This window comes from Verminephrobacter eiseniae EF01-2, assembly GCF_000015565.1.
Taxonomy (GTDB): Bacteria; Pseudomonadota; Gammaproteobacteria; order Burkholderiales; family Burkholderiaceae_C; genus Acidovorax; species Acidovorax eiseniae.
Genome location: NC_008786.1, coordinates 1,085,107 through 1,105,607, shown reverse-complemented (window position 1 = coordinate 1,105,607; position 20,501 = coordinate 1,085,107). Strand labels below are relative to the sequence as shown.

The 20,501-nt window shown below is 63.7% G+C and carries 22 protein-coding genes and 2 pseudogenes; 11 read left to right on the top strand and 13 right to left on the bottom strand.

Annotation, left to right across the window (positions count from 1 at the left end; all coding sequences use genetic code 11):
- Nucleotides 1–38 precede the first annotated feature (38 nt).
- Nucleotides 39–1,049: a GntR family transcriptional regulator gene (locus VEIS_RS04880; RefSeq protein ID WP_011808781.1), complete on the top strand. Its 1,011-nt coding sequence runs from the start codon at nucleotides 39–41 to the stop codon at nucleotides 1,047–1,049.
- Here VEIS_RS04880 and VEIS_RS04875 read toward each other — a convergent pair.
- Nucleotides 1,043–2,068, bottom strand: coding sequence for a fumarylacetoacetate hydrolase family protein (locus VEIS_RS04875; protein ID WP_011808780.1), 1,026 nt, complete (start codon nucleotides 2,066–2,068; stop codon nucleotides 1,043–1,045). The two genes, VEIS_RS04880 and VEIS_RS04875, sit on opposite strands and share 7 nt — an antisense overlap.
- Nucleotides 2,069–2,119: 51 nt before the next feature.
- On the opposite strand from VEIS_RS04875, the gene VEIS_RS04870 reads away from it, so the two are divergent.
- From VEIS_RS04870 to VEIS_RS04850, 6 genes are all read left to right on the top strand, one after another.
- Entirely contained in the window at nucleotides 2,120–3,325 is a 1,206-nt protein-coding gene (locus VEIS_RS04870; RefSeq protein ID WP_049773820.1) for a DUF3108 domain-containing protein, read from the top strand.
- A gap of 226 nt (nucleotides 3,326–3,551) precedes the next feature.
- Nucleotides 3,552–3,851: a BTH_I0359 family protein gene (locus VEIS_RS04865; RefSeq protein ID WP_011808778.1), complete on the top strand. Its 300-nt coding sequence runs from the start codon at nucleotides 3,552–3,554 to the stop codon at nucleotides 3,849–3,851.
- A gap of 263 nt (nucleotides 3,852–4,114) precedes the next feature.
- On the top strand, nucleotides 4,115–4,600 hold the full coding sequence (locus VEIS_RS04860; RefSeq protein ID WP_011808777.1) for a peroxiredoxin: 486 nt from the start codon (nucleotides 4,115–4,117) through the stop codon (nucleotides 4,598–4,600).
- A 142-nt stretch (nucleotides 4,601–4,742) separates the two neighbouring features.
- Nucleotides 4,743–6,470: a PhoH family protein gene (locus tag VEIS_RS04855; protein WP_011808776.1), complete on the top strand. Its 1,728-nt coding sequence runs from the start codon at nucleotides 4,743–4,745 to the stop codon at nucleotides 6,468–6,470.
- A 32-nt stretch (nucleotides 6,471–6,502) separates the two neighbouring features.
- Entirely contained in the window at nucleotides 6,503–6,637 is a 135-nt protein-coding gene (locus VEIS_RS31065; RefSeq protein WP_265259879.1) for a hypothetical protein, read from the top strand.
- A gap of 35 nt (nucleotides 6,638–6,672) precedes the next feature.
- Nucleotides 6,673–7,032, top strand: a complete 360-nt coding sequence (locus tag VEIS_RS04850; protein ID WP_011808775.1) for a hypothetical protein — start codon at nucleotides 6,673–6,675, stop codon at nucleotides 7,030–7,032.
- Between the two features lie 33 nt (nucleotides 7,033–7,065).
- Here VEIS_RS04850 and dnaB read toward each other — a convergent pair whose 3' ends face one another.
- From dnaB to rpsF, 5 genes are all read right to left on the bottom strand, one after another.
- The gene (dnaB, locus tag VEIS_RS04845) at nucleotides 7,066–8,484 is read right to left on the bottom strand and encodes a replicative DNA helicase (RefSeq protein ID WP_011808774.1); all 1,419 of its coding nucleotides are present in this window, start codon (nucleotides 8,482–8,484) and stop codon (nucleotides 7,066–7,068) included.
- Between the two features lie 172 nt (nucleotides 8,485–8,656).
- Nucleotides 8,657–9,109: a 50S ribosomal protein L9 gene (rplI, locus tag VEIS_RS04840; RefSeq protein ID WP_011808773.1), complete on the bottom strand. Its 453-nt coding sequence runs from the start codon at nucleotides 9,107–9,109 to the stop codon at nucleotides 8,657–8,659.
- 12 nt (nucleotides 9,110–9,121) lie between these two features.
- Nucleotides 9,122–9,403, bottom strand: a complete 282-nt coding sequence (rpsR, locus tag VEIS_RS04835) for a 30S ribosomal protein S18 (protein WP_005795932.1) — start codon at nucleotides 9,401–9,403, stop codon at nucleotides 9,122–9,124.
- Nucleotides 9,404–9,421: 18 nt separating this feature from the next.
- Complete coding sequence (gene priB, locus VEIS_RS04830; protein ID WP_011808772.1) at nucleotides 9,422–9,712, bottom strand: primosomal replication protein N; 291 nt, start codon at nucleotides 9,710–9,712, stop codon at nucleotides 9,422–9,424.
- A gap of 6 nt (nucleotides 9,713–9,718) precedes the next feature.
- Complete coding sequence (gene rpsF, locus VEIS_RS04825) at nucleotides 9,719–10,144, bottom strand: 30S ribosomal protein S6 (protein WP_011808771.1); 426 nt, start codon at nucleotides 10,142–10,144, stop codon at nucleotides 9,719–9,721.
- A 218-nt stretch (nucleotides 10,145–10,362) separates the two neighbouring features.
- Between rpsF and grpE the strand changes: the two genes are divergently transcribed.
- From grpE to dnaJ, 3 genes are all read left to right on the top strand, one after another.
- Entirely contained in the window at nucleotides 10,363–10,908 is a 546-nt protein-coding gene (grpE, locus tag VEIS_RS04820; protein WP_011808770.1) for a nucleotide exchange factor GrpE, read from the top strand.
- 149 nt (nucleotides 10,909–11,057) lie between these two features.
- The gene (gene dnaK, locus VEIS_RS04815; RefSeq protein ID WP_011808769.1) at nucleotides 11,058–13,019 is read left to right on the top strand and encodes a molecular chaperone DnaK; all 1,962 of its coding nucleotides are present in this window, start codon (nucleotides 11,058–11,060) and stop codon (nucleotides 13,017–13,019) included.
- An 85-nt stretch (nucleotides 13,020–13,104) separates the two neighbouring features.
- Nucleotides 13,105–14,244 (top strand): molecular chaperone DnaJ, encoded by a 1,140-nt coding sequence (dnaJ, locus tag VEIS_RS04810; protein WP_041949813.1) that lies wholly within the window; start codon nucleotides 13,105–13,107, stop codon nucleotides 14,242–14,244.
- Nucleotides 14,245–14,535: 291 nt separating this feature from the next.
- Here dnaJ and VEIS_RS04805 read toward each other — a convergent pair whose 3' ends face one another.
- Together VEIS_RS04805 and bfr are read right to left on the bottom strand one after the other, a co-directional pair.
- Nucleotides 14,536–15,138 (bottom strand): DUF6434 domain-containing protein, encoded by a 603-nt coding sequence (locus tag VEIS_RS04805; protein ID WP_232287917.1) that lies wholly within the window; start codon nucleotides 15,136–15,138, stop codon nucleotides 14,536–14,538.
- Between the two features lie 89 nt (nucleotides 15,139–15,227).
- Nucleotides 15,228–15,704: a bacterioferritin gene (bfr, locus tag VEIS_RS04800; RefSeq protein WP_011808766.1), complete on the bottom strand. Its 477-nt coding sequence runs from the start codon at nucleotides 15,702–15,704 to the stop codon at nucleotides 15,228–15,230.
- 215 nt (nucleotides 15,705–15,919) lie between these two features.
- Here bfr and VEIS_RS04795 point away from each other — a divergent pair, with 215 nt between their 5' ends.
- A complete protein-coding gene (locus VEIS_RS04795) occupies nucleotides 15,920–17,068 on the top strand; it encodes an IS630 family transposase (RefSeq protein WP_232287916.1) in 1,149 nt (382 codons plus the stop codon).
- A 44-nt stretch (nucleotides 17,069–17,112) separates the two neighbouring features.
- Here the strand turns inward: VEIS_RS04795 and VEIS_RS04790 are convergent, their stop codons facing one another.
- The 5 genes and pseudogenes from VEIS_RS04790 to VEIS_RS30220 all read right to left on the bottom strand — a co-directional run.
- The gene (locus VEIS_RS04790; protein WP_011808765.1) at nucleotides 17,113–17,967 is read right to left on the bottom strand and encodes an IS110 family transposase; all 855 of its coding nucleotides are present in this window, start codon (nucleotides 17,965–17,967) and stop codon (nucleotides 17,113–17,115) included.
- Nucleotides 17,968–18,289: 322 nt separating this feature from the next.
- Nucleotides 18,290–18,604, bottom strand: coding sequence for a hypothetical protein (locus VEIS_RS04785; RefSeq protein ID WP_157048400.1), 315 nt, complete (start codon nucleotides 18,602–18,604; stop codon nucleotides 18,290–18,292).
- Between the two features lies 1 nt (nucleotide 18,605).
- A complete protein-coding gene (locus VEIS_RS04780) occupies nucleotides 18,606–19,598 on the bottom strand; it encodes a tripartite tricarboxylate transporter substrate binding protein (RefSeq protein ID WP_049773818.1) in 993 nt (330 codons plus the stop codon).
- A gap of 340 nt (nucleotides 19,599–19,938) precedes the next feature.
- Nucleotides 19,939–20,218, bottom strand: a pseudogene (locus VEIS_RS04775) (IS110 family transposase); the annotation flags it as partial.
- A gap of 7 nt (nucleotides 20,219–20,225) precedes the next feature.
- A pseudogene (locus VEIS_RS30220) lies at nucleotides 20,226–20,345 on the bottom strand (IS481 family transposase); the annotation flags it as partial.
- Nucleotides 20,346–20,501: the final 156 nt, after the last annotated feature.

Sequence of the window (20,501 nt, the reverse complement as noted above, 5' to 3'; positions counted from 1 at the left end):
GTGCCCTAAACTGCTACGCTGCGCCTGCGCCAAGCGACATGACAACCGACATCGACCTTCTGAGTACCTCACATCTGTATGCCGTCATCGCCGAGGTGCTGGACGAGCACATCCGTATCGGGCAGTTGCCACCCGGTCTGGTGCTGTTGGAAAAGCCGATCGCCGAAGTCTTCCAGACCAGCCGGGCACCGGTGCGGCGCGCGCTCGCCGAGCTGGAGTCGCGCCAACTGATTCATCGATTCGACGGGCGGGGGTTTCTGGTCGGACCGTCGTCGGCAGCGGTGCCTCCGATCCGCACGCCGTTCAAGGCGCTCAAGCTGTCGCTGGACGCCCAGGCCGATGCGGCTTTGCAAACCCGGGCCTCGTGGGAGCGCATCTACGCCGAGGTCGAGCGCGCCGTCGCCTCCTGCCTGGTCTTCGGCCAGTACCGCATCGTCGAAGCCGAACTGGCCGACCACTACCGGGTTTCACGCACGGTCGCGCGCGACGTGCTCAGTCGCCTGCAAGAGCGCGGCCTGGTGCGCAAAAATCAAAGCTCGCACTGGGTGGCCGGCCCGCTGACCGCCAAGGACATCCGCGAACTCTACGAACTACGCGCCGCGCTCGAGCCCGTGGCCTTGCGCGGCGCCGTGCGGCAGACGCCGCGCGAAACACTGCAGGCGCTGTGCGAGCGCTGCTCGGCCAGTCGGCGGCGACCGTGGACTGCGGACATGATCGACCGCATCGAATCGGACCTGCACGAATCGCTGCTGCTGGCAACGACGAACGACCGGTTGGCGGAAAGCCTGCGGCATATCCAACTGCCGCTGGTGGAAACGGAACGCTTTCTGCGCAGCCTGGGCCTGCCGATAGACCCCCGCATCGTCGACGAACACCGCATCATCTACGAACTGCTGCTGCTGCACGACGCGGTGGACGCCGCCGCTGCTGCGCTGACCAACCATCTGCAGGCCGAGTCGCGGCGCAGCATCATTCACCTGAAAACCGCTGCCGTGTTCACCGAGCCGCCGCCATTGGCCTCGTACCTGGCGCGCCGGGTCGGCTATTGAGTTTTGCCGGACTCCTCGGGCGCCGCAATGACCTGGTCGATGGCGCCGAAGATGCTGGCGCCGTCTTTGCCCTTGGCCTCGATGCGGATGGTGTCGCCGTACCTCATGAAGCCGGTGCCGGGCTTGCCGTCTTGCAGGGTCTCGATGCAGCGCTTTTCGGCAATGCAGCTATAGCCCTTGGGCCACTCGGTGCGGCCGCCCTGCTCCAGGCCCCGGTTGCTCACGGTGCCGCTGCCGATGATGGAGCCGGCGCGCACATTGCGCGTGCGGGCCAGATGGGCGATGAGTTGGCCGAAGTGAAAGGTCATCTCCGGGCCGGCCTCGCACATGCCGACCTTGCGGCCGTTCCAGGTCGATTGCAGCACCAGGTTTGCACGGCCATGGTCCCAGGCCGCGCCGAGCTCGTCCAGCGTCACGGCCACAGGGCCGAAAGCAGTGGCCGGCTTGGACTGCAAGAAGCCGAAGCCCTTGGCCAGTTCGGCCGCCACCAGGTGGCGCAGCGACACATCGTTGGCAATCATCATCAGGCGGATGCCTTCGAGCGCCTGCTCGGGCGTGACCCCCATCTTCACATCGCCGGTGATGACCGCGAGTTCGGCCTCGAAGTCGATGCCCATGGCTTCGCTGGGCAGCACCACGGCGTCGCAGGGGCCGATGAAGTCGTCGCTGCCGCCTTGGTACATCAGGGGGTCGGTGTAGAAACTTTCCGGCACCTCGGCGTTGCGCGCCTTGCGCAGCAACTCCACATGGTTGATGTAAGCCGAGCCATCGGCCCACTGGTAGGCGCGGGGCAGCGGGGCCATGCACCGGGCAGGCTCGAACGGGAAGGCATGGCGCGCGCGGCCGGCATCGAGTTGCTCGGACAGGTCTTGCAACTGGGGCGAGACAAAGCCCCAGTCGTCCAGCACCTGCTGGAGCTTGTCGGCAATGCCGGTCGCATAATGGGCCAGGCCCAGGTCGCGGGCGACAACCACCAGTTGGCCGTCACGCGAACCGTCTTTGTAGGTCGCAAGTTTCATCTTGGGGGCCCATGGATCCGGATTCAATCGACACCGGCGCATCTTAGTGCAATGGACGACCATGCTGTTGCTGTCCATACGTTGCGGCCACGGCGCACGCTGGTTCTCGTCACCGCCCTGGTGCTGGCCCTGCACTGGCTGGTGCTCAGCCACTGGCCCCTGGCCTGGAACCGCCCCGTGCAGCCCGCTGACCGGGTTTTGAGCGCCCGCAGCATTGCCGTTGCGCCGCCCACCGCCACGCCTGCCCCCACATTGGCGCCCCGACCTGTGGTGCGGGAAAAGCCCCGTCCCCCGCCAAACCCCACCGCCGCCACCGCCCCCCAAGCGCAGGCCCAAGCCCAAGCCCAAGCCCCTCAAGCCCTCCCGGACGCCGAAGCGGCACCGGCAGCGGCACCCGATGGAGCCTCCGAGGCCGGCATCGGCCTGGCCATGGCAACCGCTGCGGCAAACACTGCCGCAACCCCCGAGGCCCCGGCCACGGCAGCGCCCGATCCGCCAGCGTCCGCCCCACTGGCCGCGCCAGCGCAGGACGCCCGGGCAGACATCGGCCCGCCCGACGGTGGCGTCGATGCCGACGCGCCCGACGCCACCGTCGACAGGTCCGACACCACGCCAGCACCGGTGATCCCCGTGCCGACCAGGCTGGCCTACGAGGTCAGCGGACAGGCCAGGCAATTCACCTACAGCGCCCGCGCCGAACTGCTGTGGCAGCACGATGGCAGCCGGTACGAGGCGCGGCAGGAGATCCGCGCGTTTTTGCTCGGCGCGCGCGCGCAAAGCAGCGTCGGCCGGATCACGCCGCAGGGCCTTCGACCCGAGCGCTTCTCCGACCGCGCGCGCAGCGAGCAGGTGGCCCATTTCGACCATGACCGGGGCCGCGTCAGCTTCAGCGCCAGCACCCCCGAGGCCGCCGTAGACCCCGGCGCGCAAGACCGCCTGAGCATCTTCATCCAACTCGGCGCGTTGCTGGCCGCCGACCCGGGCCGTTTCGTGCCCGGCACCGAAATCACGCTGACCAGCGTCAGCGCCCGCAGCGCCGACCGCTGGACCTTCACCGTCGAAGGCCCCGAAACGCTGGACCTGCCCGCCGGGCCTACGCCCACCCTCAAGCTGCAGCGCCGGCCCCGGCATGGGCACGACCAGCGGGCCGAACTATGGCTGGCGCCGGCGCTGGGCCATCTGCCGGCGCGCATCCGGCTCACGCAGGCCAATGGCGACTATGCCGATCTGCGGCTGCGCAGCAGCAGCGCGCCCTGAATCCGGCACCGGATTGCCGAAGTCCCTGCGCAATGTGGCGCCACAGCGCCAGAGCGGCAAAAAAGCCCGGCAAATCCGGCCGGCTGCGGTTTTCATGAAATACTGCGCTACGAAAAGCCGAAAAGCCGAGGAGCCGAGGAGCCAAAGCCCATGGGTTGGCCGATGCCACTTGAATTTGGCCCACCGGCGGTCATCTGACAGCCATTCACACAACCAGGGGAACATGATGCACATGCTCTACGACTCAGAATCCTTCGTGGTAGTCCACATGTTGCCCGATGTGCTGGAGCCAGACCCCCAGGACCCCCAGGCGCTGAACGACACCAGCGTTGCCCGGTTTGCGCGCCATGGTTTTGAAATCGTCGACAAGCGCTCCGGCAAAGAGGTGTATCTCGACGGCTCCTGGGCCGAGATGTTCCAGGCGCAGATCCTGGCCTGGCAACGCAAAACGCCCACGCAAGAGGAAGTCGAAGACGCGCTGGACCGCTACGCCGGTCTGGCGCAAAACCCCGTCGTCGTGCATTGAGCGCGCTGCCGGCAAGCTCGGCGACGCCTGCGCCAAGCAGCCGCCCAGGCATCCTCGATGTATCCAGGGTACCCGCCGGGGTGCTGTGCCCATGCCCTTGGGCTGGCCCGCGCCGTCGTGGCGCCATGGCCGGGAGTTCGTTTTTGGGAGTAAAATCGCCAGTTGCGGCCGGGGGCGCCTCCAAGCCAGGACATCCCAAGAGCAACGACACACCCGCTCCATCGGCTCTTACCAACGACTACATCCTGAGAGATCCAAGTGCCATGGCGATCGTTGTCAACAAACCCCTGCCTGAATTTGAAACCAACGCCACCGGTGGCATCAAGGTCTCCAACAGCTCCCACCTGGGCCAGATTCTGGTGCTTTACTTTTATCCCAAGGACAACACGCCTGGTTGCACCACGGAGGCCATGCAGTTTCGCGACCGCTACAAGGACTTCGTGAAAGCCGGCGCTGCCGTGTTCGGCGTGTCGCGCGACAACATGAAGTCGCACGACGACTTCAAGGAAAAGCTGGAACTGCCCTTTGAACTCATCGCCGACACCGAAGAGAAAATGTGCCATATGTTCGGCGTGGTCAAGAACAAGATCATGTACGGCAAAAAGGTCAAGGGCATCGAGCGCAGCACCTTCCTGATCGGCCCCGATGGCCTGCTGGTGCAGGAATGGCGCGGTCTGAAAGTGCCGGGCCATGTGGATGAAGTCCTCAAGACGGTCAAATCCATCAAGACCCTGAAAAAGGCCGCTTGATCGCCTTGTGGAGCGTCGGCGCTGCCGCATACTCTTCGGGTCGTTCCGGTGACCGCAACGCTTGGCGCCCCTTGCCAAAAGCCGCCTTGGCCTCCAGGCGGCTTTTGGCTTTCTGAACACCACTGACCGAGTCCCTGCCACCATGCCCCTGCCCCCCGCCCCCAGCCGGCGCGCCGCCCTCCTTGCACCCGAGGCCTACGACATGCCTGCCCGAGATGGCAAGGCCGCCGCAGCGACCGGGACGGCCGACGCAGCCGCAGCGCGTGCGCCGGCGCGCAAACCGGCGACCGACCGCGCAGCAGCGCAACTGCTCGCCAGCGTGCCTGCAGCCGAGCCTGGCAGCGCTGCATCCGAAACACCCGCAGTCCGCAGCCCGGGCCGGCGCAGCCCCGCCCGCGCCGACACCATGGCTGCGCCGGCCAGCCCGGTGGCGGCCGCGCCGGTGCGGGGCCGCCACCAGCGCAGCCGTCCGCAAGGCCCTGCCAAGCTGTTTGTGCTCGACACCAATGTGCTGCTGCACGATCCCACCTGCCTGTTCCGCTTTGAAGAGCACGACATCTTCCTGCCGATGATCGTGCTGGAAGAACTCGACAGCCATAAAAACGGCATGACCGAAGTGGCACGCAACGGCCGCCAGGCCAGCCGCACGCTCGATGCGCTGGCCGCCGCCGCACAAGGCGCCGACATGGCGCACGGGGTTGGGCTGGACTCGACCGGCCAGCGCGCCGCCGGCGGGCACCTGTTCTTCCAGACCGCCCCGCTGGACTACAGCCTGCCCACCAGCCTGCCGCCGGGAAAGGCCGACAACCAGATCCTGGGCGTGGTCCAGGCGCTGCGCAAGCTGCATGCCCCGCGCCAGGTGGTGCTGGTGTCCAAGGACATCAACATGCGCGTCAAGGCCCGCGCCCTGGGGCTGAACGCCGAGGACTACCAGAACGACAAGACATTGGAAGACGGCGACCTGCTGTACGCGGGCGTGCTGGCCCTGCCCCCGGACTTCTGGGCCAAGAGCGGCAAGAACGTGCAGAGCTGGCAAAGCGGTGCGCACATGTACTACCGCATCGGCGGCCCCATCGTGCCGCAACTGATGATCAACCAGTTTGTCTGCTTCGAGGCCCCGGGCGAGCCCAGCCTGTTCGCGCGGGTCAGCGAGATCCGCGAGAAGACTGCGGTGTTGCAGACGCTCAAGGACTATGGCTCGGCCAAACATGCGGTATGGGGTGTGACCACGCGCAACCGCGAGCAGAACTACGCGATGAACCTGCTGATGGACCCCGAGATCGACTTCGTCACGCTGACCGGCACGGCCGGCACCGGCAAGACCTTGCTGGCATTGGCCGCAGGGCTGACCCAGGTGCTCGATGACCGCCGCTACACCGAGATCATCATGACCCGCGCCACGGTCAGCGTGGGCGAGGACATCGGCTTTCTGCCCGGCACCGAAGAAGAAAAGATGGGCCCCTGGATGGGGGCGCTCGACGACAACCTGGAGTTCCTCGCCAAGGGCGACGGCGGCAACGCCGGCGAATGGGGGCGTGCCGCAACCAACGAGCTCATCCGCAGCCGCATCAAGATCAAGAGCATGAGCTTCATGCGCGGGCGCACCTTCCTGAACAAGTACGTGATCATCGATGAGGCGCAAAACCTGACGCCCAAGCAGATGAAGACGCTGATCACGCGCGCCGGCCCGGGCACCAAGATCATCTGCATGGGCAACCTGGCGCAGATCGACACGCCGTACCTGACCGAAGGCTCCTCGGGCCTGACCTATGCGGTAGACCGCTTCAAGGGCTGGCCGCATGGCGGCCACATCACGCTGGCGCGCGGTGAACGCTCGCGCCTGGCGGATTTTGCGAGCGAGATGCTGTGAAACGCCACCGCGCAGCCTGCGGCGCGTGCCTAGTGTCGCGTCACGGATCATCTGTCGGTCTGCGCTGGCCATCGAAGCGCATCGCGGCGTTGCATCGCTTGCCAATACGCTCGGTATTGGCTGCGCGCAGCCTACGACATCTGATCCGTGACGAGACACTAGCATAGGCCGCAGTCGTTGCATATGTCATCGGGAAACTCCAATGTGGATGGCCGTGCTCAAACTGGTGCCCTGGGGTGACGTGATCAAGGCCACGCCCCAAATCCTGCAAGCCGCCAAAAAGCTCTTGGGCAGCGCGCGCAAAGACACTGCCGTCGCGGCGCAGGAAGGCGCCGTGCCGCCTGCCGACGCACAGTGGCAGCACCTGCATGACCGGGTCACGCAGTTGGAGCAGGAGCAACGCGATGGCGCGCTGCTGATCGAGTCACTGGCAGCACAAAACGCCCAACTGGTGCTGGCCATCGAAGCGCTGCGCCGGCACAGCCAACGCAGTACCTGGGCCTTGCTGACCCTGGGCGTGTTGGGGCTTGGCTTGCTGCTTTTGGCGCTACTATTTCGATAGCTGACGGCAAGGATGAATCAAGCGCCAGCGTGATCAAAAATCGTCGCCCGAACCGATGGCCAGGTTCTCGAAGCGCGTCTGGTTCTTCTGGAAGAACAGCTTGACCGTGCCGGTCGGGCCATTGCGCTGCTTGCCGATGATGATTTCGGCCACGTTCGGTTCCTTGCTCTCCTTGTTGTAGTAGTCGTCGCGGTAGATGAACATGATGATGTCGGCATCTTGCTCGATGGCGCCGGACTCGCGCAGGTCGGACATCAGCGGGCGTTTGTCGGTGCGCTGCTCGACCGAGCGATTGAGCTGCGAGAGCGCCATCACCGGGCATTGCAGTTCCTTGGCCAGCATTTTCAGGCCGCGCGAGATCTCGCCCAGTTCGGTGGCCCGGTTGTCCGAACCTGATGCGTCCGAGCCGCTCATCAACTGCAAATAGTCCACCACGATCAGGCCGAGCTTGCCGCACTGGCGCGCCAGACGCCGGGCATTGGCGCGCAGTTCGCTGGGCGTCAGGCCCGGGGTTTCGTCGATGTGCAGCGACACCGTGCGCAGCTTTTCAATGGCTTCGGTCAGGCGTGGCCACTCCTCATCGCTGAGCCGGCCGGTGCGCAGGTTGCCCTGGTTCACGCGGCCAATCGAGCCCACGATGCGCACCGCCAGTTGCGCGGCGCCCATTTCCATAGAGAAGATGGCCACCGGCAGGCCCTCATCGAGCGCCACATGCTCGGCAATGTTCACCGCCAGCGAGGTCTTGCCCATCGACGGGCGCGCGGCCAGCACCACCAGGTCGCCCGCCTGCAGGCCGCAGGTCATCCGGTCGAGATCGGCAAAGCCGGTGGGCACGCCGGTCACGTCCACCGGGTTGTCGGCCAACTCCTGCACGCGGTCGAGCAGATCGACCACCAGTTTGTCGAGCGACTGGAAACCCTGCTTGGTGCGCGAGCCTTCTTCGCCAATGGCAAAAATCCTGGCTTCGGCCTCGTCGAGAATGCGCTCCACCGTCCGGCCTTGCGGGTTGAAGGCGCTGGTGCAGATCTCGTCGCTGGTCGTGATCAGCTTGCGCAAAATGGCCCGCTCGCGCACGATCTCCGCATAGCGGCGGATGTTGCTGGCGCCCGGCACATATTGCGCGAGGTTGTTCAAATACGCCAGCCCCCCCGTTTCCTGGGCCTGGCCCAGGTTCTGCAACTGCTCGAACACGGTGATCACGTCGGCCGGCTTGCTGGCAGTGATCAGCACGCCGATGGCGGTGTAGATCATCTGGTGCTCATGGCGGTAAAAATGGCTTTGCACCAGCAGGTCACCGACGCGGTCCCAGGCATTGTTGTCCAGCAGCAGCCCGCCGAGCACGCTGGATTCGGCCTCGATCGAGTGCGGTGGCAGGCGCAACCGGGCCAGTTCGGGATCGGGCGGCTGCGCCGTCGAGCCATCGTCATCGAGCGGGGGAAAGATGGCGGACATGATTTTTGGGCGTCATGAAGAACGGAATGTAATCCCGGTGCAAGGCATGCGCTGTTGATACACCTGGGGATAATTGCTGGATGACAGGTGGGCAAGCATGTATGCGATGCGCAAACCAAAAAGTAAAAGCCGCCCGAGGGCGGCTTTTACGCAAGTCACCAGGGCCGGATGATCAGGCGGTTTCGCCATACACCGACACGATGACTTCGACGACCACATCGGTGTGCAAAACCACGCTCACCGTGTTGTCGCCGACCATCTTGATGGGGCCGTTGGGCAGGCGGATGCGCGACTTGGCCAGCTTGAAGCCTTGTTTGTTCAACTCTTCGGCGATGTCATGGTTGGTCACCGAGCCAAACAGACGGCCGTCGACGCCCGCCTTTTGCGTCAGCTTGATGGCAGTGCCGGCGAGCTTTTCGCCTTGGGCCTGGGCCTGGGCCAGGTTGGTGGCGGCGGTTTTTTCGAGTTCGGCGCGCTTGGCCTCGAACTCGGCCTTGGCCGCTTCGGTGGCGCGGCGGGCGCGGCCCGTAGGGATCAGGAAGTTGCGGGCGTAGCCGTCCTTGACCTTGACGATTTGGCCCAGGTTGCCGAGGTTCACAACCTTGTCGAGCAGGATGATTTGCATGGCAGGTGCTCCTCAGATCTTGTGCTGGTCGCTGTAAGGCACCAAGGCCAGAAAGCGGGCGCGTTTGATCGCGGTGTTGAGCTGGCGCTGGAAGATGGCGCGCGTGCCGGTCAGGCGCGCGGGGATGATCTTGCCGTTTTCGGCGATGAAATCGCGCAACGTGTCTACATCCTTGTAGTCGATTTCTTCGACGCCGGTCACCGTGAAGCGGCAAAAGCGCTTGCGCTTGAACAGCAGGGACTGGGTGTTGCGCTTGGGGCGCTTGTCTTTGTTGAACTTCTTGAACGTGGCCATGGCGGACCCCTTTGAAAATCAATGTGGTTGAATATCCTGAATGTGCAGCACTGCGTTCTTGCCATTGCGCGGCGTGGCCAGAAATCCACTGAAAGTCCAGCGACTTGCAATGTTCTGCCTGGCCAGACGCTCGGCCATCGCGCCAAAGGCGACGGCTTTGATGGCGGCCTTGACATCACGCGGCTGCCCGGCCTCGGTCTGCCGGGACTCATGTTCGAGCCGCAAGGCAATGGCGGGCAATCCGGCCGGCGTGTAGCGCAAGGACTCGGCCTCCACGATGCAGGCAGTCAAGACGACGCTGTTGTGCACTGCGCATTACGATCGATCAGCGCTCGCCGGGGCGGCCGCATGATCGGCCGGGCTGGCGGCTGGAGCGGTGGTTTGATTGCCGGCTTGGCTGGCCTTGCGGAACTCTTCACGCTCGACGGTCTTCATCATCGCCGAGGGGCCGGTGACGGCCTTCTTCTTGTGCACCGTCAGGTGGCGCAGCACGGCGTCGTTGAACTTGAAGGCATGCTCGAGTTCGGCCATCACCGCCTGGTCGGCCTCGATGTTCACGCACAGGTAATGGGCCTTGGACAGCTTGTTGATCAGGTACGCCAGTTGCCGGCGGCCCCAGTCTTCCACACGGTGCACCTTGCCGCCGCCGGCGGCGATCATGCCCTTGTAGCGCTCGAGCATGGCTGGAACCTGCTCGCTTTGATCCGGATGGATCAACAAAATGATTTCATAGTGACGCATGGGACTCCTTTTGGCGTTTCTGCATTTCTGCAATGAGACCACCCGCTGCGTCAGGTAGCGGTGTGGCAAGGCAAAGCCGGCCATTGTAGCCCGCCGCCTGGCCCTTGTACACTCTGCGGTTTTGGTGCAGTTCGGGCTGCAAGCAGCGCAGGCCTTGAATTGACAACGGCGGCCCCCAATTCCCGCGCGTACTGTTTTACTCACCTCCAGATCAAGACATGTCAGACAACAGCCCCACCACCCCAAGCGCTCCCGCTCCCGAAGAAGTCGAAGCCGCCATGGCAGCCCACGCCGACGACGAGTTGGCGCGCTTGCAGGGCGAACTGGCCGAGCTCAAGGCCAAAAGCGCCGAACTGGCCGATCAGTTCCTGCGTGCCAAGGCCGAGGCCGAGAATGCCCGCCGCCGTGCCGAAGACGAGGTGGCCAAGGCGCGCAAATTCGGCATCGAGAGCTTTGCCGAGAGCCTGCTGCCGGTGGCCGACAGCCTCGATGCCGCCCTGGCCATCAAGGAGGCCACGCCGCAGCAACTGCGCGAAGGCGCCGACGCCACCTTGCGCCAACTGACCTCGACGCTCGAGCGCAACAAGGTGCTGGCGATCAACCCTGCAGCCGGCACCAAGTTCGACCCCCATCAGCACCAGGCCATCAGCGTGGTGCCGGCCGAGCAGGAAGCCAATACCGTCGTGGCCGTGCTGCAAAAAGGCTATGTGATTGCCGAGCGCGTGTTGCGCCCGGCGCTGGTCACCGTTTCGGCCTCCAAATGAAGATCCCCCAGGCCGCAATGCCGCCGCCCGACCAGTCACCCGAGCCGCCTGCCCGGCGGCAAAAAAATCAGCCCGGATGACTTGAACCCCCCGGCCTTATCCACAAGTTACCAGCCAACCCCACCATTTCAGCATTCGGAGCAAACACCATGGGAAGAATCATCGGCATCGACCTGGGCACCACCAACAGTTGCGTGTCCATCATGGAAGGCAACACCACGCGCGTGATCGAGAACAGCGAAGGCGCCCGCACTACGCCCTCGATCGTGGCTTACCAGGAAGACGGCGAGATCCTCGTCGGCGCCTCGGCCAAACGCCAGGCGGTGACCAACCCCAAGAACACGCTGTACGCCGTCAAGCGCCTGATCGGGCGCAAGTTCACCGAAAAGGAAGTGCAAAAGGACATCGACCTGATGCCCTACAAGATCGTGGCCGCCGAGAACGGCGACGCCTGGATCGAAGTGCGCGGCACCAAGCTGTCCGCACAGCAGGTGTCCGCCGACATCCTGCGCAAGATGAAAAAGACCGCCGAAGACTACCTGGGCGAGCCTGTGACCGAGGCCGTGATCACCGTTCCGGCCTACTTCAACGACGCCCAGCGCCAGGCCACCAAGGACGCCGGCCGCATTGCCGGCCTGGATGTCAAGCGCATCATCAACGAGCCTACCGCCGCAGCGCTGGCCTTCGGCCTGGACAAACAGGAAAAGGGCGACCGCAAGATCGCCGTGTATGACCTGGGCGGCGGCACCTTCGACGTGTCGATCATCGAAATCGCCGATGTCGACGGCGAAAAGCAGTTCGAGGTGCTATCGACCAACGGCGACACCTTCCTGGGGGGTGAAGACTTCGACCAGCGCATCATCGACTACATCATCAGCGAGTTCAAAAAAGAGCAAGGCGTGGATCTGTCCAAGGACGTGCTGGCCCTGCAACGCCTGAAGGAGGCCGCAGAAAAAGCCAAGATCGAACTATCGAACTCGGCCGCCACCGACATCAACCTGCCCTACATCACGGCCGACGCATCGGGTCCCCGGCACCTGAGCATCAAGCTGACCCGGGCCAAGCTCGAATCGCTGGTCGACGAGTTGATCGAGCGCACCATTGCGCCTTGCCGCATGGCCATCAAGGACGCAGGCGTATCGGTGTCCGACATCCATGACGTGATCCTGGTCGGCGGCATGACCCGCATGCCCAAGGTGCAGGAAATGGTCAAGGAGTTCTTCGGCAAGGACCCGCGCAAGGACGTGAACCCCGACGAAGCAGTGGCCGTGGGCGCAGCGATACAGGGCCAGGTGCTGACCGGCGAGCGCAAGGACGTGCTGCTGCTGGACGTGACGCCGCTGTCGCTGGGCATAGAGACCCTGGGCGGCGTGATGACCAAGATGATTACCAAGAACACCACCATCCCGACCAAGTTCGCGCAGACCTTCTCGACCGCCGACGACAACCAGCCCGCCGTGACCATCAAGGTCTTCCAGGGCGAGCGCGAAATGGCCTCGGGCAACAAGCTCCTGGGCGAGTTCAACCTCGAAGGCATCCCGCCGGCGGCGCGCGGTGTGCCGCAGATCGAAGTCTCGTTCGACATCGACGCCAACGGTATCTTGCATGTCGGCGCCAAGGACAAAGGCACGGGCAAGGAAAACAAGATCACCATCAAAGCCAACTCGGGCCTGTCGGAAGAAGAAATCCAGCAGATGATCAAGGACGCCGAGCTCAATGCCGCCGACGACAAGAGAAAGCTGGAACTGGTACAGGTGCGCAACCAGGCCGAAGCCGCCGTGCACAGCGTGACCAAGAACCTGGCCGAACATGGCGACAAGCTCGATGCCGGCGAAAAGGATGCGATCGCCGCTGCCGTGAAAGCCCTGGAAGAAGCCCTCAAGGGCGAGGACAAGGCCGCGATCGCCGACAAGACCACGGCGTTGATGGCCGCCAGCCAGAAACTGGGCGAAAAGATGTATGCCGAGTCCCAGGCTGCGCAAGCGGCCCAGGGTGCGGCTGCCGGCGCGGGCAACGCCGGTGGTGCCGGCGGCGCATCGGACGCATCCGGCAAGCCTGCGGGCGACGACAACGTGGTCGACGCCGAAGTCAAGGAAGTCAAGAAAGGCTGAGCAGGCCCTGTTGCCTTGAGCCGCCGCGCGAGACCCATGGCGGGGCTTGCGCGGCGTTCCTGCTCCAACCGGGCTCAGAATGACTATGTCCAAAAGAGACTTTTACGAAATCCTCGGCGTTCCCAAGAACGCCTCGGATGAAGAAATCAAGAAGGCTTATCGCAAACTGGCGATGAAGCACCACCCTGACCGCAACCAGGGCAGCACGGCCAAGCCTGCCGAAGAGAAATTTAAGGAAGCCAAGGAGGCCTACGAGATGCTCTCCGACCCGCAAAAGCGCGCTGCCTACGACCAGTACGGCCACGCCGGGGTGGACCCGAACATGCGCGGCCCGAGCAGCGCGGGCGCGGAAGGCTTTGGCGGTTTTGCCGAGGCTTTTGGCGACATCTTCGGCGACATGTTTGGCCAGCAAGGCGGACGCGGGCGCGGCGGGCGCCAAGTCTACCGGGGCAGCGACCTGAGCTACGCGATGGAAATCAGCCTCGAGGAGGCCGCGCGCGGCAAGGATGCGCAGATCCGCATCCCGGCCTGGGAAAGCTGTGACACCTGCCACGGCAGCGGCGCCAAACCCGGCACCAGCGCCAAGGTCTGCGGCACCTGCCGGGGCAGCGGCACGGTGCAGATGCGCCAGGGCGTCTTCAGCGTGCAACAAACCTGCCCGCACTGCCGCGGCACGGGCAAGATCATTCCCGAGCCCTGCATGACCTGCCACGGCCAGGGCAAGATCAAAAAGCAAAAGACGCTGGAAGTGAGGATTCCCGCCGGCATCGACGGCGGCATGCGCATCCGCAGCACCGGCAATGGCGAGCATGGCACCAATGGCGGGCCACCGGGCGATCTGTACATCGAGATCCGGCTGAAAAAGCACGACATCTTCGAGCGCGATGGCGATGACCTGCATTGCCAGGTGCCGGTGAGCTTCATCACGGCGGCGCTCGGTGGCGAGATCGAAGTGCCCACACTCGCGGGCAAGGCGGCCATCGACATCCCCGAAGGCACCCAGGCCGGCAAACAGTTCCGCTTGCGCGGCAAGGGCATCAAAGGCGTGCGCGCCAGCTACCCCGGCGACCTGTACTGCCACATCGCCGTGGAGACGCCGGTCAAGCTCACCGAGCACCAGCGCAAGCTGCTGCGCGAGTTGGAAGACTCCCTGAAGAAGGGCGGCGCGCGCCATTCACCCAGCGGCGAAAGCTGGACCGACCGGCTGAAAAACCTGTTCAGCTGATCCGGGCCACGCGCGCGCCCGAGGTGGCACGCCACCTGCGCAACCCTCTGCGGGACATGTTCGGGTGCGCGATCGAATGCTTCATACGCCCGGACTGACGACAGGCAGGGGCTGCGCAACATCCATCAGTCTCCCCACTGAAGTGCGATGCCCGCGCCGCCCCGTCACGGCCTGCGCTGCCTCGGGTAGTACGCCCTGCCTGACAGTGCGAGCGCCACCGGTACGATCGGGGTGGGCATCCATCCATGGTCCCATTGCTATTCCCACAGTCAAATGCCCTGGGTGCGCTATTCAGACGGCAGACGGCGGCCCAGTCCGAGTCCGGGCGATGCTGCTGGCGTAGTCGCGCGCTCCGGATGACTGGCGCACCGCGTTCCACGCGGCAGCGGCGTCCTTCATGGTCTTGCCGGCATTACGCTCCTTGTCGCCCATGTAGTCCCTGACAAAGGTGTTGTATTCCCATGTATGCATGATGACAGGGCTGTGGTTCTTGTCCTTGCGGCGCTCCCACTCCGCTACCCACTCGCGCGCGAGGTCGCCATACGTCAGCGGCTGCTCTGCACGCGCCTTGCGGAAACGCTGCAAATGCGCGGTGAAATGGAAATGTGCACCAATCACCGACACAAAGAATGCGCGCGTTTGCGCATCGCATTTGTAGTCGGGGCCGATCGGCTCATCCAGGCCGAACTTGCGCACCGTGGCCATTCTTTTGGGGCGCGCGCTCGTCGCGGTCTCGGCCAGCGGCGGCTGCGCCCGATGCTGCAATTGTCGGCGCACCCGCTCGATCACCTCGTGCTTGTGTCCGGCAGTGGCCAGCCCGGCCGTGCGGCAAAAGGCGACCAACTCTTGCATATACCAATAAAACTGATCGAGCGCCTCTGGCGCCATGCCCATCTCCAGCACGGGCCGGCCCGGATGGACGCTGAGCATGCCGGTCTTTTTGCGCAGCGGCTGTCGTGCGGGCTGCGTCATCGGCGGGAACTTCACTCCACCTCACCCATTTGCGTTTGCAGGTAGTTTTGCAGGCCGACCTTGTCGATCAAATCGATCTGTGTTTCCAGGAAGTCGATATGCCCCTCGGTGTCGTCGAGGATCTTGCCCAGCAGGTCACGCGAGACATAGTCGCGCACCGTTTCGCAGTGGGCCATGCCTTGCTTGATGGTGGCTTGGGCGCCTTGCTCTGCGCGCAGGTCACAGGCCAGGATTTCCGGCACATCTTCACCGACCTGGATCTTGGCCAAGTCCTGCAGGTTGGGCAGGCCATCGAGCACAAAGATGCGGTCCATCAGCGCGTCGGCGTGCTTCATCTCGCCGATGGACTCTGCGTGCTCCTTGTTGGCCAGCTTGTGAAAGCCCCAGTGCTTGAGCATGCGATAGTGCAGAAAATACTGATTGATGGCCGTGAGTTCGTTCTTGAGCTGGGCCTGAAGATGGTCAATGACCTGTGCGTCACCTTGCATGGGGTGTCCTGTTTGTGGTGTTGATCCGGCAACGATTGTCGTGACCTGCGTCAACAGGTGCAAGGCAATCCCCCGTACCGGCGCGATGGCTGCGCGTGATGCTCAGTCTGGTTCGTGTTCACATGCTGCGGGAGACGGTCTCGCCAGCAGGGCGCCGAACTGATCATGTCCTCAGCGGCCGGACTGCGCCGCTACCAGACCGACGAGAGCGTGCGCTGGAAGCGACTGATCTGACCGACGCCGAGCGAGACAAATTGCTGACTGCCACGCGTAGCCGCACGGCGCGCGTGGCGGACGTGCGCAGGGCCAAGCTGATCCTCATGCTCGAAGAGGGTCAGTCGCGCGACACCATCATGCAAAGGCTCGAATGCGACTCGCGTTTCATCTCCCGCTGGTCCAGCCGCTTTCTCAGCGAGCGCCTGGCGGGCATGTACGCCCGGCACCCGGGACGCACGCCCAAGCAGCCACCGGCCAAACTGGAGGCGCGGGTGCTCAACTACACGCTCAGGCGCAAGCCGAGCGATGGCTCCACGCACTGGAGCAGCTACAAGCTGTCGGCTGAACTTGGCGACGTATCCGTTTCTGCGGTTCAGCGCATCTGGCGCAAGCACAACGTGCGACCGCAAAGACTGGATCGACACATGGTGTCCAACGACCCGGACTGCGAGACCAAGGCGGCCGATGTGATCGGGCTGTACCTCAATCCACCGGCGCACGCCGTGGTGTTCTGCGTCGATGAGAAGACCGCCATCCAGGCACTCGATCGCAAGGACCGGATGCTGCCGCTGTCGCCAGGGCGTGCCGAGAGCCACGGATTCGAGTACAAGAGAAACGGCACGCTGAGCTTGTTCGCGGCGCTGAACACCGCCACCGGCCAGGTGCTGGGCAAGACCGTGGCGCGCCACACCAGCGAGCAATTCGTCGCCTTCCTTACCGACATCGTCGCCAGCCAGTGCGAGCGGCAGGAGATCCATGTCATCTGCGACAACGTCAGCAGCCACAAGAGCCAGCGCGTGCGGGACTTCCTTGTACGGCACGGCAACGTGCGCATGCACTTCACACCCACATACTCGTCGTGGCTGAACCAGGTGGAGAACTGGTTCTCGCGCATTCAGCGTGATGTCATAACCCGCGGCGTATTTACCTCGGTGAAGGACTTGGGGCGAAAGCTGATGCGCTACATCCGCGAACACAACAAGAATCCCAAGCCCATCAAGTGGAAGTACGACGATCCATCAAGGCGCATTCGGCACGAGAGCGGCAGTTCCTTGTGGCAACAGCGGTCTTCCAATGTCCAATGCCGCGACTTTTCCGTCCGGCGTGCGGAAAAGGACCATGGGGCGGCACCAACAAAGTGTGGGTGACCGACTTGTCTTTCAGCTCCCAGCAACCATCTTGAATGACAAAGTCAAACCGCTTCAGCAAGTTCGTTGCGCCAAGGCGACTTGGTGCGAGCGATGGCGTTCAAGATGACCAACAACTTGTGCATGCAGGCGAGCAGAGCGACCTTTTTGGGCTTGCCGGCGGCCAGCAGCCTTGCATAGAAGGCTTTGAGCACGCGATTGAAGCGCGTGCCTACCAAGGCGGCCACGAACAGCACGCGGCGCACGTCGGCGCGACCACCGAAGATGTGGCGCTGCCCACGCAGCGTGCCCGAGTCCCGATTGATGGGGGCCAAGCCCACCAGCGAGGTGATCTGCTTGCGATTGAGCTGGCCCAACTCGGGCAGTTGCGCCAGCAGCGTGCTGGCCGTGGTGGGACCCACGCCCTTGACCGAGGTCAGCAAGGCCGCCAGATCGGCGTGGTGTGCCAGGGCCAGTCGCTGGCGTTCGGCCACCAGCATGGCTACGAGTTGGCGGCGGCGCACCACCAGGGCGGTCAACTCGCGCTGCTGCTCGTCGGCCAGCATGCGCGGCTCGTGACCCTGGGCGTCCAGCAAGGCTGCAAAGCCGCGCAGCGCCTGCGTATCGATGCGATCGGTCTTGGCCAGTTTGCCCATGCAACGGGCAAAGTCGCGCGCCTGGCGCGGATTGATCACCGACACACGCAAGCCTGCTGCGGACAAGGCAAGCGCCAGGTCCTGCTCGTAGCCGCCAGTGGCCTCCAGCAGCACCAGGCGCGGCGACAGCGGCGCCAGCAGTTGGCACAGCTGGGCATGCCCGGCCTCATCGTTGCCAAGACTGAAGGTCTGTGCTTGACCAGTGGTGGCCACCTCGAAGGTGCGCTTGGCCACGTCGATACCTACATAAACGGGTTCACTCATACAAGTCCTGTGGCTCCCAGCCTTATGAATACGAAATGTGTTCGGTCAACCATTCGGGATGCGGCAGAACAAACAGACCACCACCGTGCGCCCTGGGCTGAGATTCGAGCTCGGGCTCGCAGGAGACACAGGCTGCACGGTGGTGAGTCAACCAGTTCAGCAATCAAGGCTGGCAACCACGCCTTGACCACTGAAGTTTGAATGATCTGAAAGATATAAGGAGACGCCCGCGACTCACCACTGATCCAGCGGGAATGGTGCGGCTTCGAGCGGGACCTCAATCGTTCGACGGGGTTGTAGAGGTGCATTCATAAATCAGCCTTCAAGAAACGGTGTCCGGTTTTGTTCCAGCGGGTGCGGGTGCGCGGGACAGTAATGCCTGCTCCTGCTCTATCAGCTGTTCCATGAGGCGCCTGGCCTGGATGGGGCCTGCGTCGGTCTTGAGGGGCACCGGGAATGTGCTTCCGCCGGTTTCTCCCAGCGAGCGCTGCTGGGCCGCCAGCATGACTTTGTCTTCCTCGAAGGTTTTTTCGCTCTGCGCCCTGATGAACTCGGTCAGCTCGGCATCGTCGATCTGATGAGGTCGCGCAACGCCCCACAGGTAGTGGGAGCTTGTCGACGTTTCGGGCGTGATCAAGTCAGTCACCCTTGATGTTCCCTGCTTTGATGATTTTGCTGTAATGCACGCGTTCCTGCGCAAACAGCTTTTCCAGATCCCCAGGCGTGCTTGGCGTGGGTTCTATGTAGGATGCAGCGAAGGCTTTGCGGACTTCTTCGCTCGTCAACCCGCGGTTCACGGCGCTGCTGAGCCGTGTAACCACCGCGGCCGGCGTTCCCGAGGGTGCAACCAGAGCATACCAGCCGTCGAATGAATACCCGGCAAGACCGGAGGACGCGACCGTTTGAAGATCTGGGATCATCTGTGAGCGAGCCCCGCCCGTCGTCGCGAATGCCTTGACGCGCTTGCCGTCCAGAAAGCTGGCTGCCGATGTGAGACTGATCATGCCCAGATCCACCTGACCACCCGCTAGATCCGATATGGCGGAACTGCAGCCCTTGTAGGGGATATGAAGCATGTCGATCTTGCCGCCAGACTTCAACGCTTCGCCGGCCAACTGGTGGATCGAGCCATTCCCGCACGAGGCGTAAGCGAGCTTCCCCGGATTGAGTCGCAGGTACTCGAGGAGCTCAGGGAACGTACTGGCGGGAAAATTCGCCCGCCCCAGCAGCAGCACTGGCGACCTTCCGAGAAGCGCGATCGGTGTGAAGCTCTTTTGTGCATCGAAGCGGGTCCTGGCGTAAAGCAAGGGGTTGATCACGAGGCTGTTGGTCGCCAGCGCAAGCGTGCGGCCATCGGGGGCGGATGCAGCGACTTGCTCGAACGCGATGTTTCCGCCGGCGCCGGGCTTGTTCTCCACCACCACCGTCTCCTGCAGGTCCTGCTGCAGTTTCTTCGCAATGGCTCTGGCAGCACTGTCAGCGCCGCCTCCAGCAGAGAAGGGAACAAGAATGCGGATGATCTTGTCGCTTTGTGCGCTGGCTTCAAAACCAAGAGCGACTGCACAACAGGCCGCCAGAAGTATTGCGAGGTGCTTGCCACCAAATTTCATGAGGTCACCTTGTATCTTCATTTCACGGGGAAATAAACGTGGTCGTGCAAGATTGTGGGGATGTGGTCGAAGGCTGGCGCGGTAGGCAACTCGTAGAGTTGTCCATGGCGTCGGCCGGTGCGCGCAGCGCATCGTCCACATGTCCACAGCCCGGCCCGGTTGGTTTGGCGCGGGCGTGCAGCCCGAGGTCTCCTGGGATTTCCAAGTCCGTGTATCAGCAGCAGGTGGCGCATGTCCCCGTCTCTCGTCCTCAGCCCGAACGGTTGCAGGAAGTTTTGACTTCGCATATACAAGCAGGGGCGATGATGGGCCTGCCAAATCCAACCTGCAATGCCCGCATCACCGTGGGTGTCGACGTGTCCACCAATTGGCGACGGCGCAGCACCAGGGCCTGCAAGCGTTGCAAGGTCTCGTCAGCCAACGGCTTGACGAATCGACTGCGCTCGGGGTGCTGGTGCGGCACCCCGAGCGAACGCCGCCAGCATTTTGGCGTCCAGGCTGTCGGTCTTGGCCAGAGCACCCATGGCGCGGGCGAAGTCGCGGGCCTGGCGAGGATTGACCACCGCCACATCCAGGCCTGCCGCCTGCAACGCGCAGGCAGCTTCGAACTCGTAGCCGCCCGTGGCTTCGAGCACCACCAGCGCGGGAGACCGTCTGTTCGGTAACGCCATAGCGCTGGACCAGCACATTGGCTGTCTGACTGCTGGCGGCTATCTCGGCACGCACGTCTGGCGTGGTGCGTGCGTTTTTGCGCAGGGCCATCGACATGGCTTGACACTCCCCGGAGTGGCTTGCAAGGACGCTATCAGCTCCTGCAGGACTGCTCTGGCCATGAACAGCGGACAGCGCTTGGAGTCTATGCAATCGTCCGGGATTATATGTGTAAACTGTTGACAGTCTACGATTCCGTGCTTAAAGTGAGAC

What these genes read in the sequence shown, in the direction of transcription:
- VEIS_RS04855 (WP_011808776.1), top strand. Translation starts at nt 4,743, where the DNA reads ATGCCCCTGCCCCCCGCCCCCAGCCGGCGCGCCGCCCTCCTTGCACCC.
- dnaB (WP_011808774.1), bottom strand. Translation starts at nt 8,484, where the DNA reads ATGTCCGCCATCTTTCCCCCGCTCGATGACGATGGCTCGACGGCGCAG.
- VEIS_RS04850 (WP_011808775.1), top strand. Translation starts at nt 6,673, where the DNA reads ATGTGGATGGCCGTGCTCAAACTGGTGCCCTGGGGTGACGTGATCAAG.
- VEIS_RS04780 (WP_049773818.1), bottom strand. Translation starts at nt 19,598, where the DNA reads ATGAAGATACAAGGTGACCTCATGAAATTTGGTGGCAAGCACCTCGCA.
- dnaJ (WP_041949813.1), top strand. Translation starts at nt 13,105, where the DNA reads ATGTCCAAAAGAGACTTTTACGAAATCCTCGGCGTTCCCAAGAACGCC.
- VEIS_RS04875 (WP_011808780.1), bottom strand. Translation starts at nt 2,068, where the DNA reads ATGAAACTTGCGACCTACAAAGACGGTTCGCGTGACGGCCAACTGGTG.
- VEIS_RS04880 (WP_011808781.1), top strand. Translation starts at nt 39, where the DNA reads ATGACAACCGACATCGACCTTCTGAGTACCTCACATCTGTATGCCGTC.
- rplI (WP_011808773.1), bottom strand. Translation starts at nt 9,109, where the DNA reads ATGCAAATCATCCTGCTCGACAAGGTTGTGAACCTCGGCAACCTGGGC.
- VEIS_RS04805 (WP_232287917.1), bottom strand. Translation starts at nt 15,138, where the DNA reads ATGGGCATGGCGCCAGAGGCGCTCGATCAGTTTTATTGGTATATGCAA.
- rpsF (WP_011808771.1), bottom strand. Translation starts at nt 10,144, where the DNA reads ATGCGTCACTATGAAATCATTTTGTTGATCCATCCGGATCAAAGCGAG.
- VEIS_RS04870 (WP_049773820.1), top strand. Translation starts at nt 2,120, where the DNA reads ATGGACGACCATGCTGTTGCTGTCCATACGTTGCGGCCACGGCGCACG.
- VEIS_RS04865 (WP_011808778.1), top strand. Translation starts at nt 3,552, where the DNA reads ATGCACATGCTCTACGACTCAGAATCCTTCGTGGTAGTCCACATGTTG.
- VEIS_RS04860 (WP_011808777.1), top strand. Translation starts at nt 4,115, where the DNA reads ATGGCGATCGTTGTCAACAAACCCCTGCCTGAATTTGAAACCAACGCC.
- bfr (WP_011808766.1), bottom strand. Translation starts at nt 15,704, where the DNA reads ATGCAAGGTGACGCACAGGTCATTGACCATCTTCAGGCCCAGCTCAAG.
- dnaK (WP_011808769.1), top strand. Translation starts at nt 11,058, where the DNA reads ATGGGAAGAATCATCGGCATCGACCTGGGCACCACCAACAGTTGCGTG.
- rpsR (WP_005795932.1), bottom strand. Translation starts at nt 9,403, where the DNA reads ATGGCCACGTTCAAGAAGTTCAACAAAGACAAGCGCCCCAAGCGCAAC.
- grpE (WP_011808770.1), top strand. Translation starts at nt 10,363, where the DNA reads ATGTCAGACAACAGCCCCACCACCCCAAGCGCTCCCGCTCCCGAAGAA.
- VEIS_RS04790 (WP_011808765.1), bottom strand. Translation starts at nt 17,967, where the DNA reads ATGAGTGAACCCGTTTATGTAGGTATCGACGTGGCCAAGCGCACCTTC.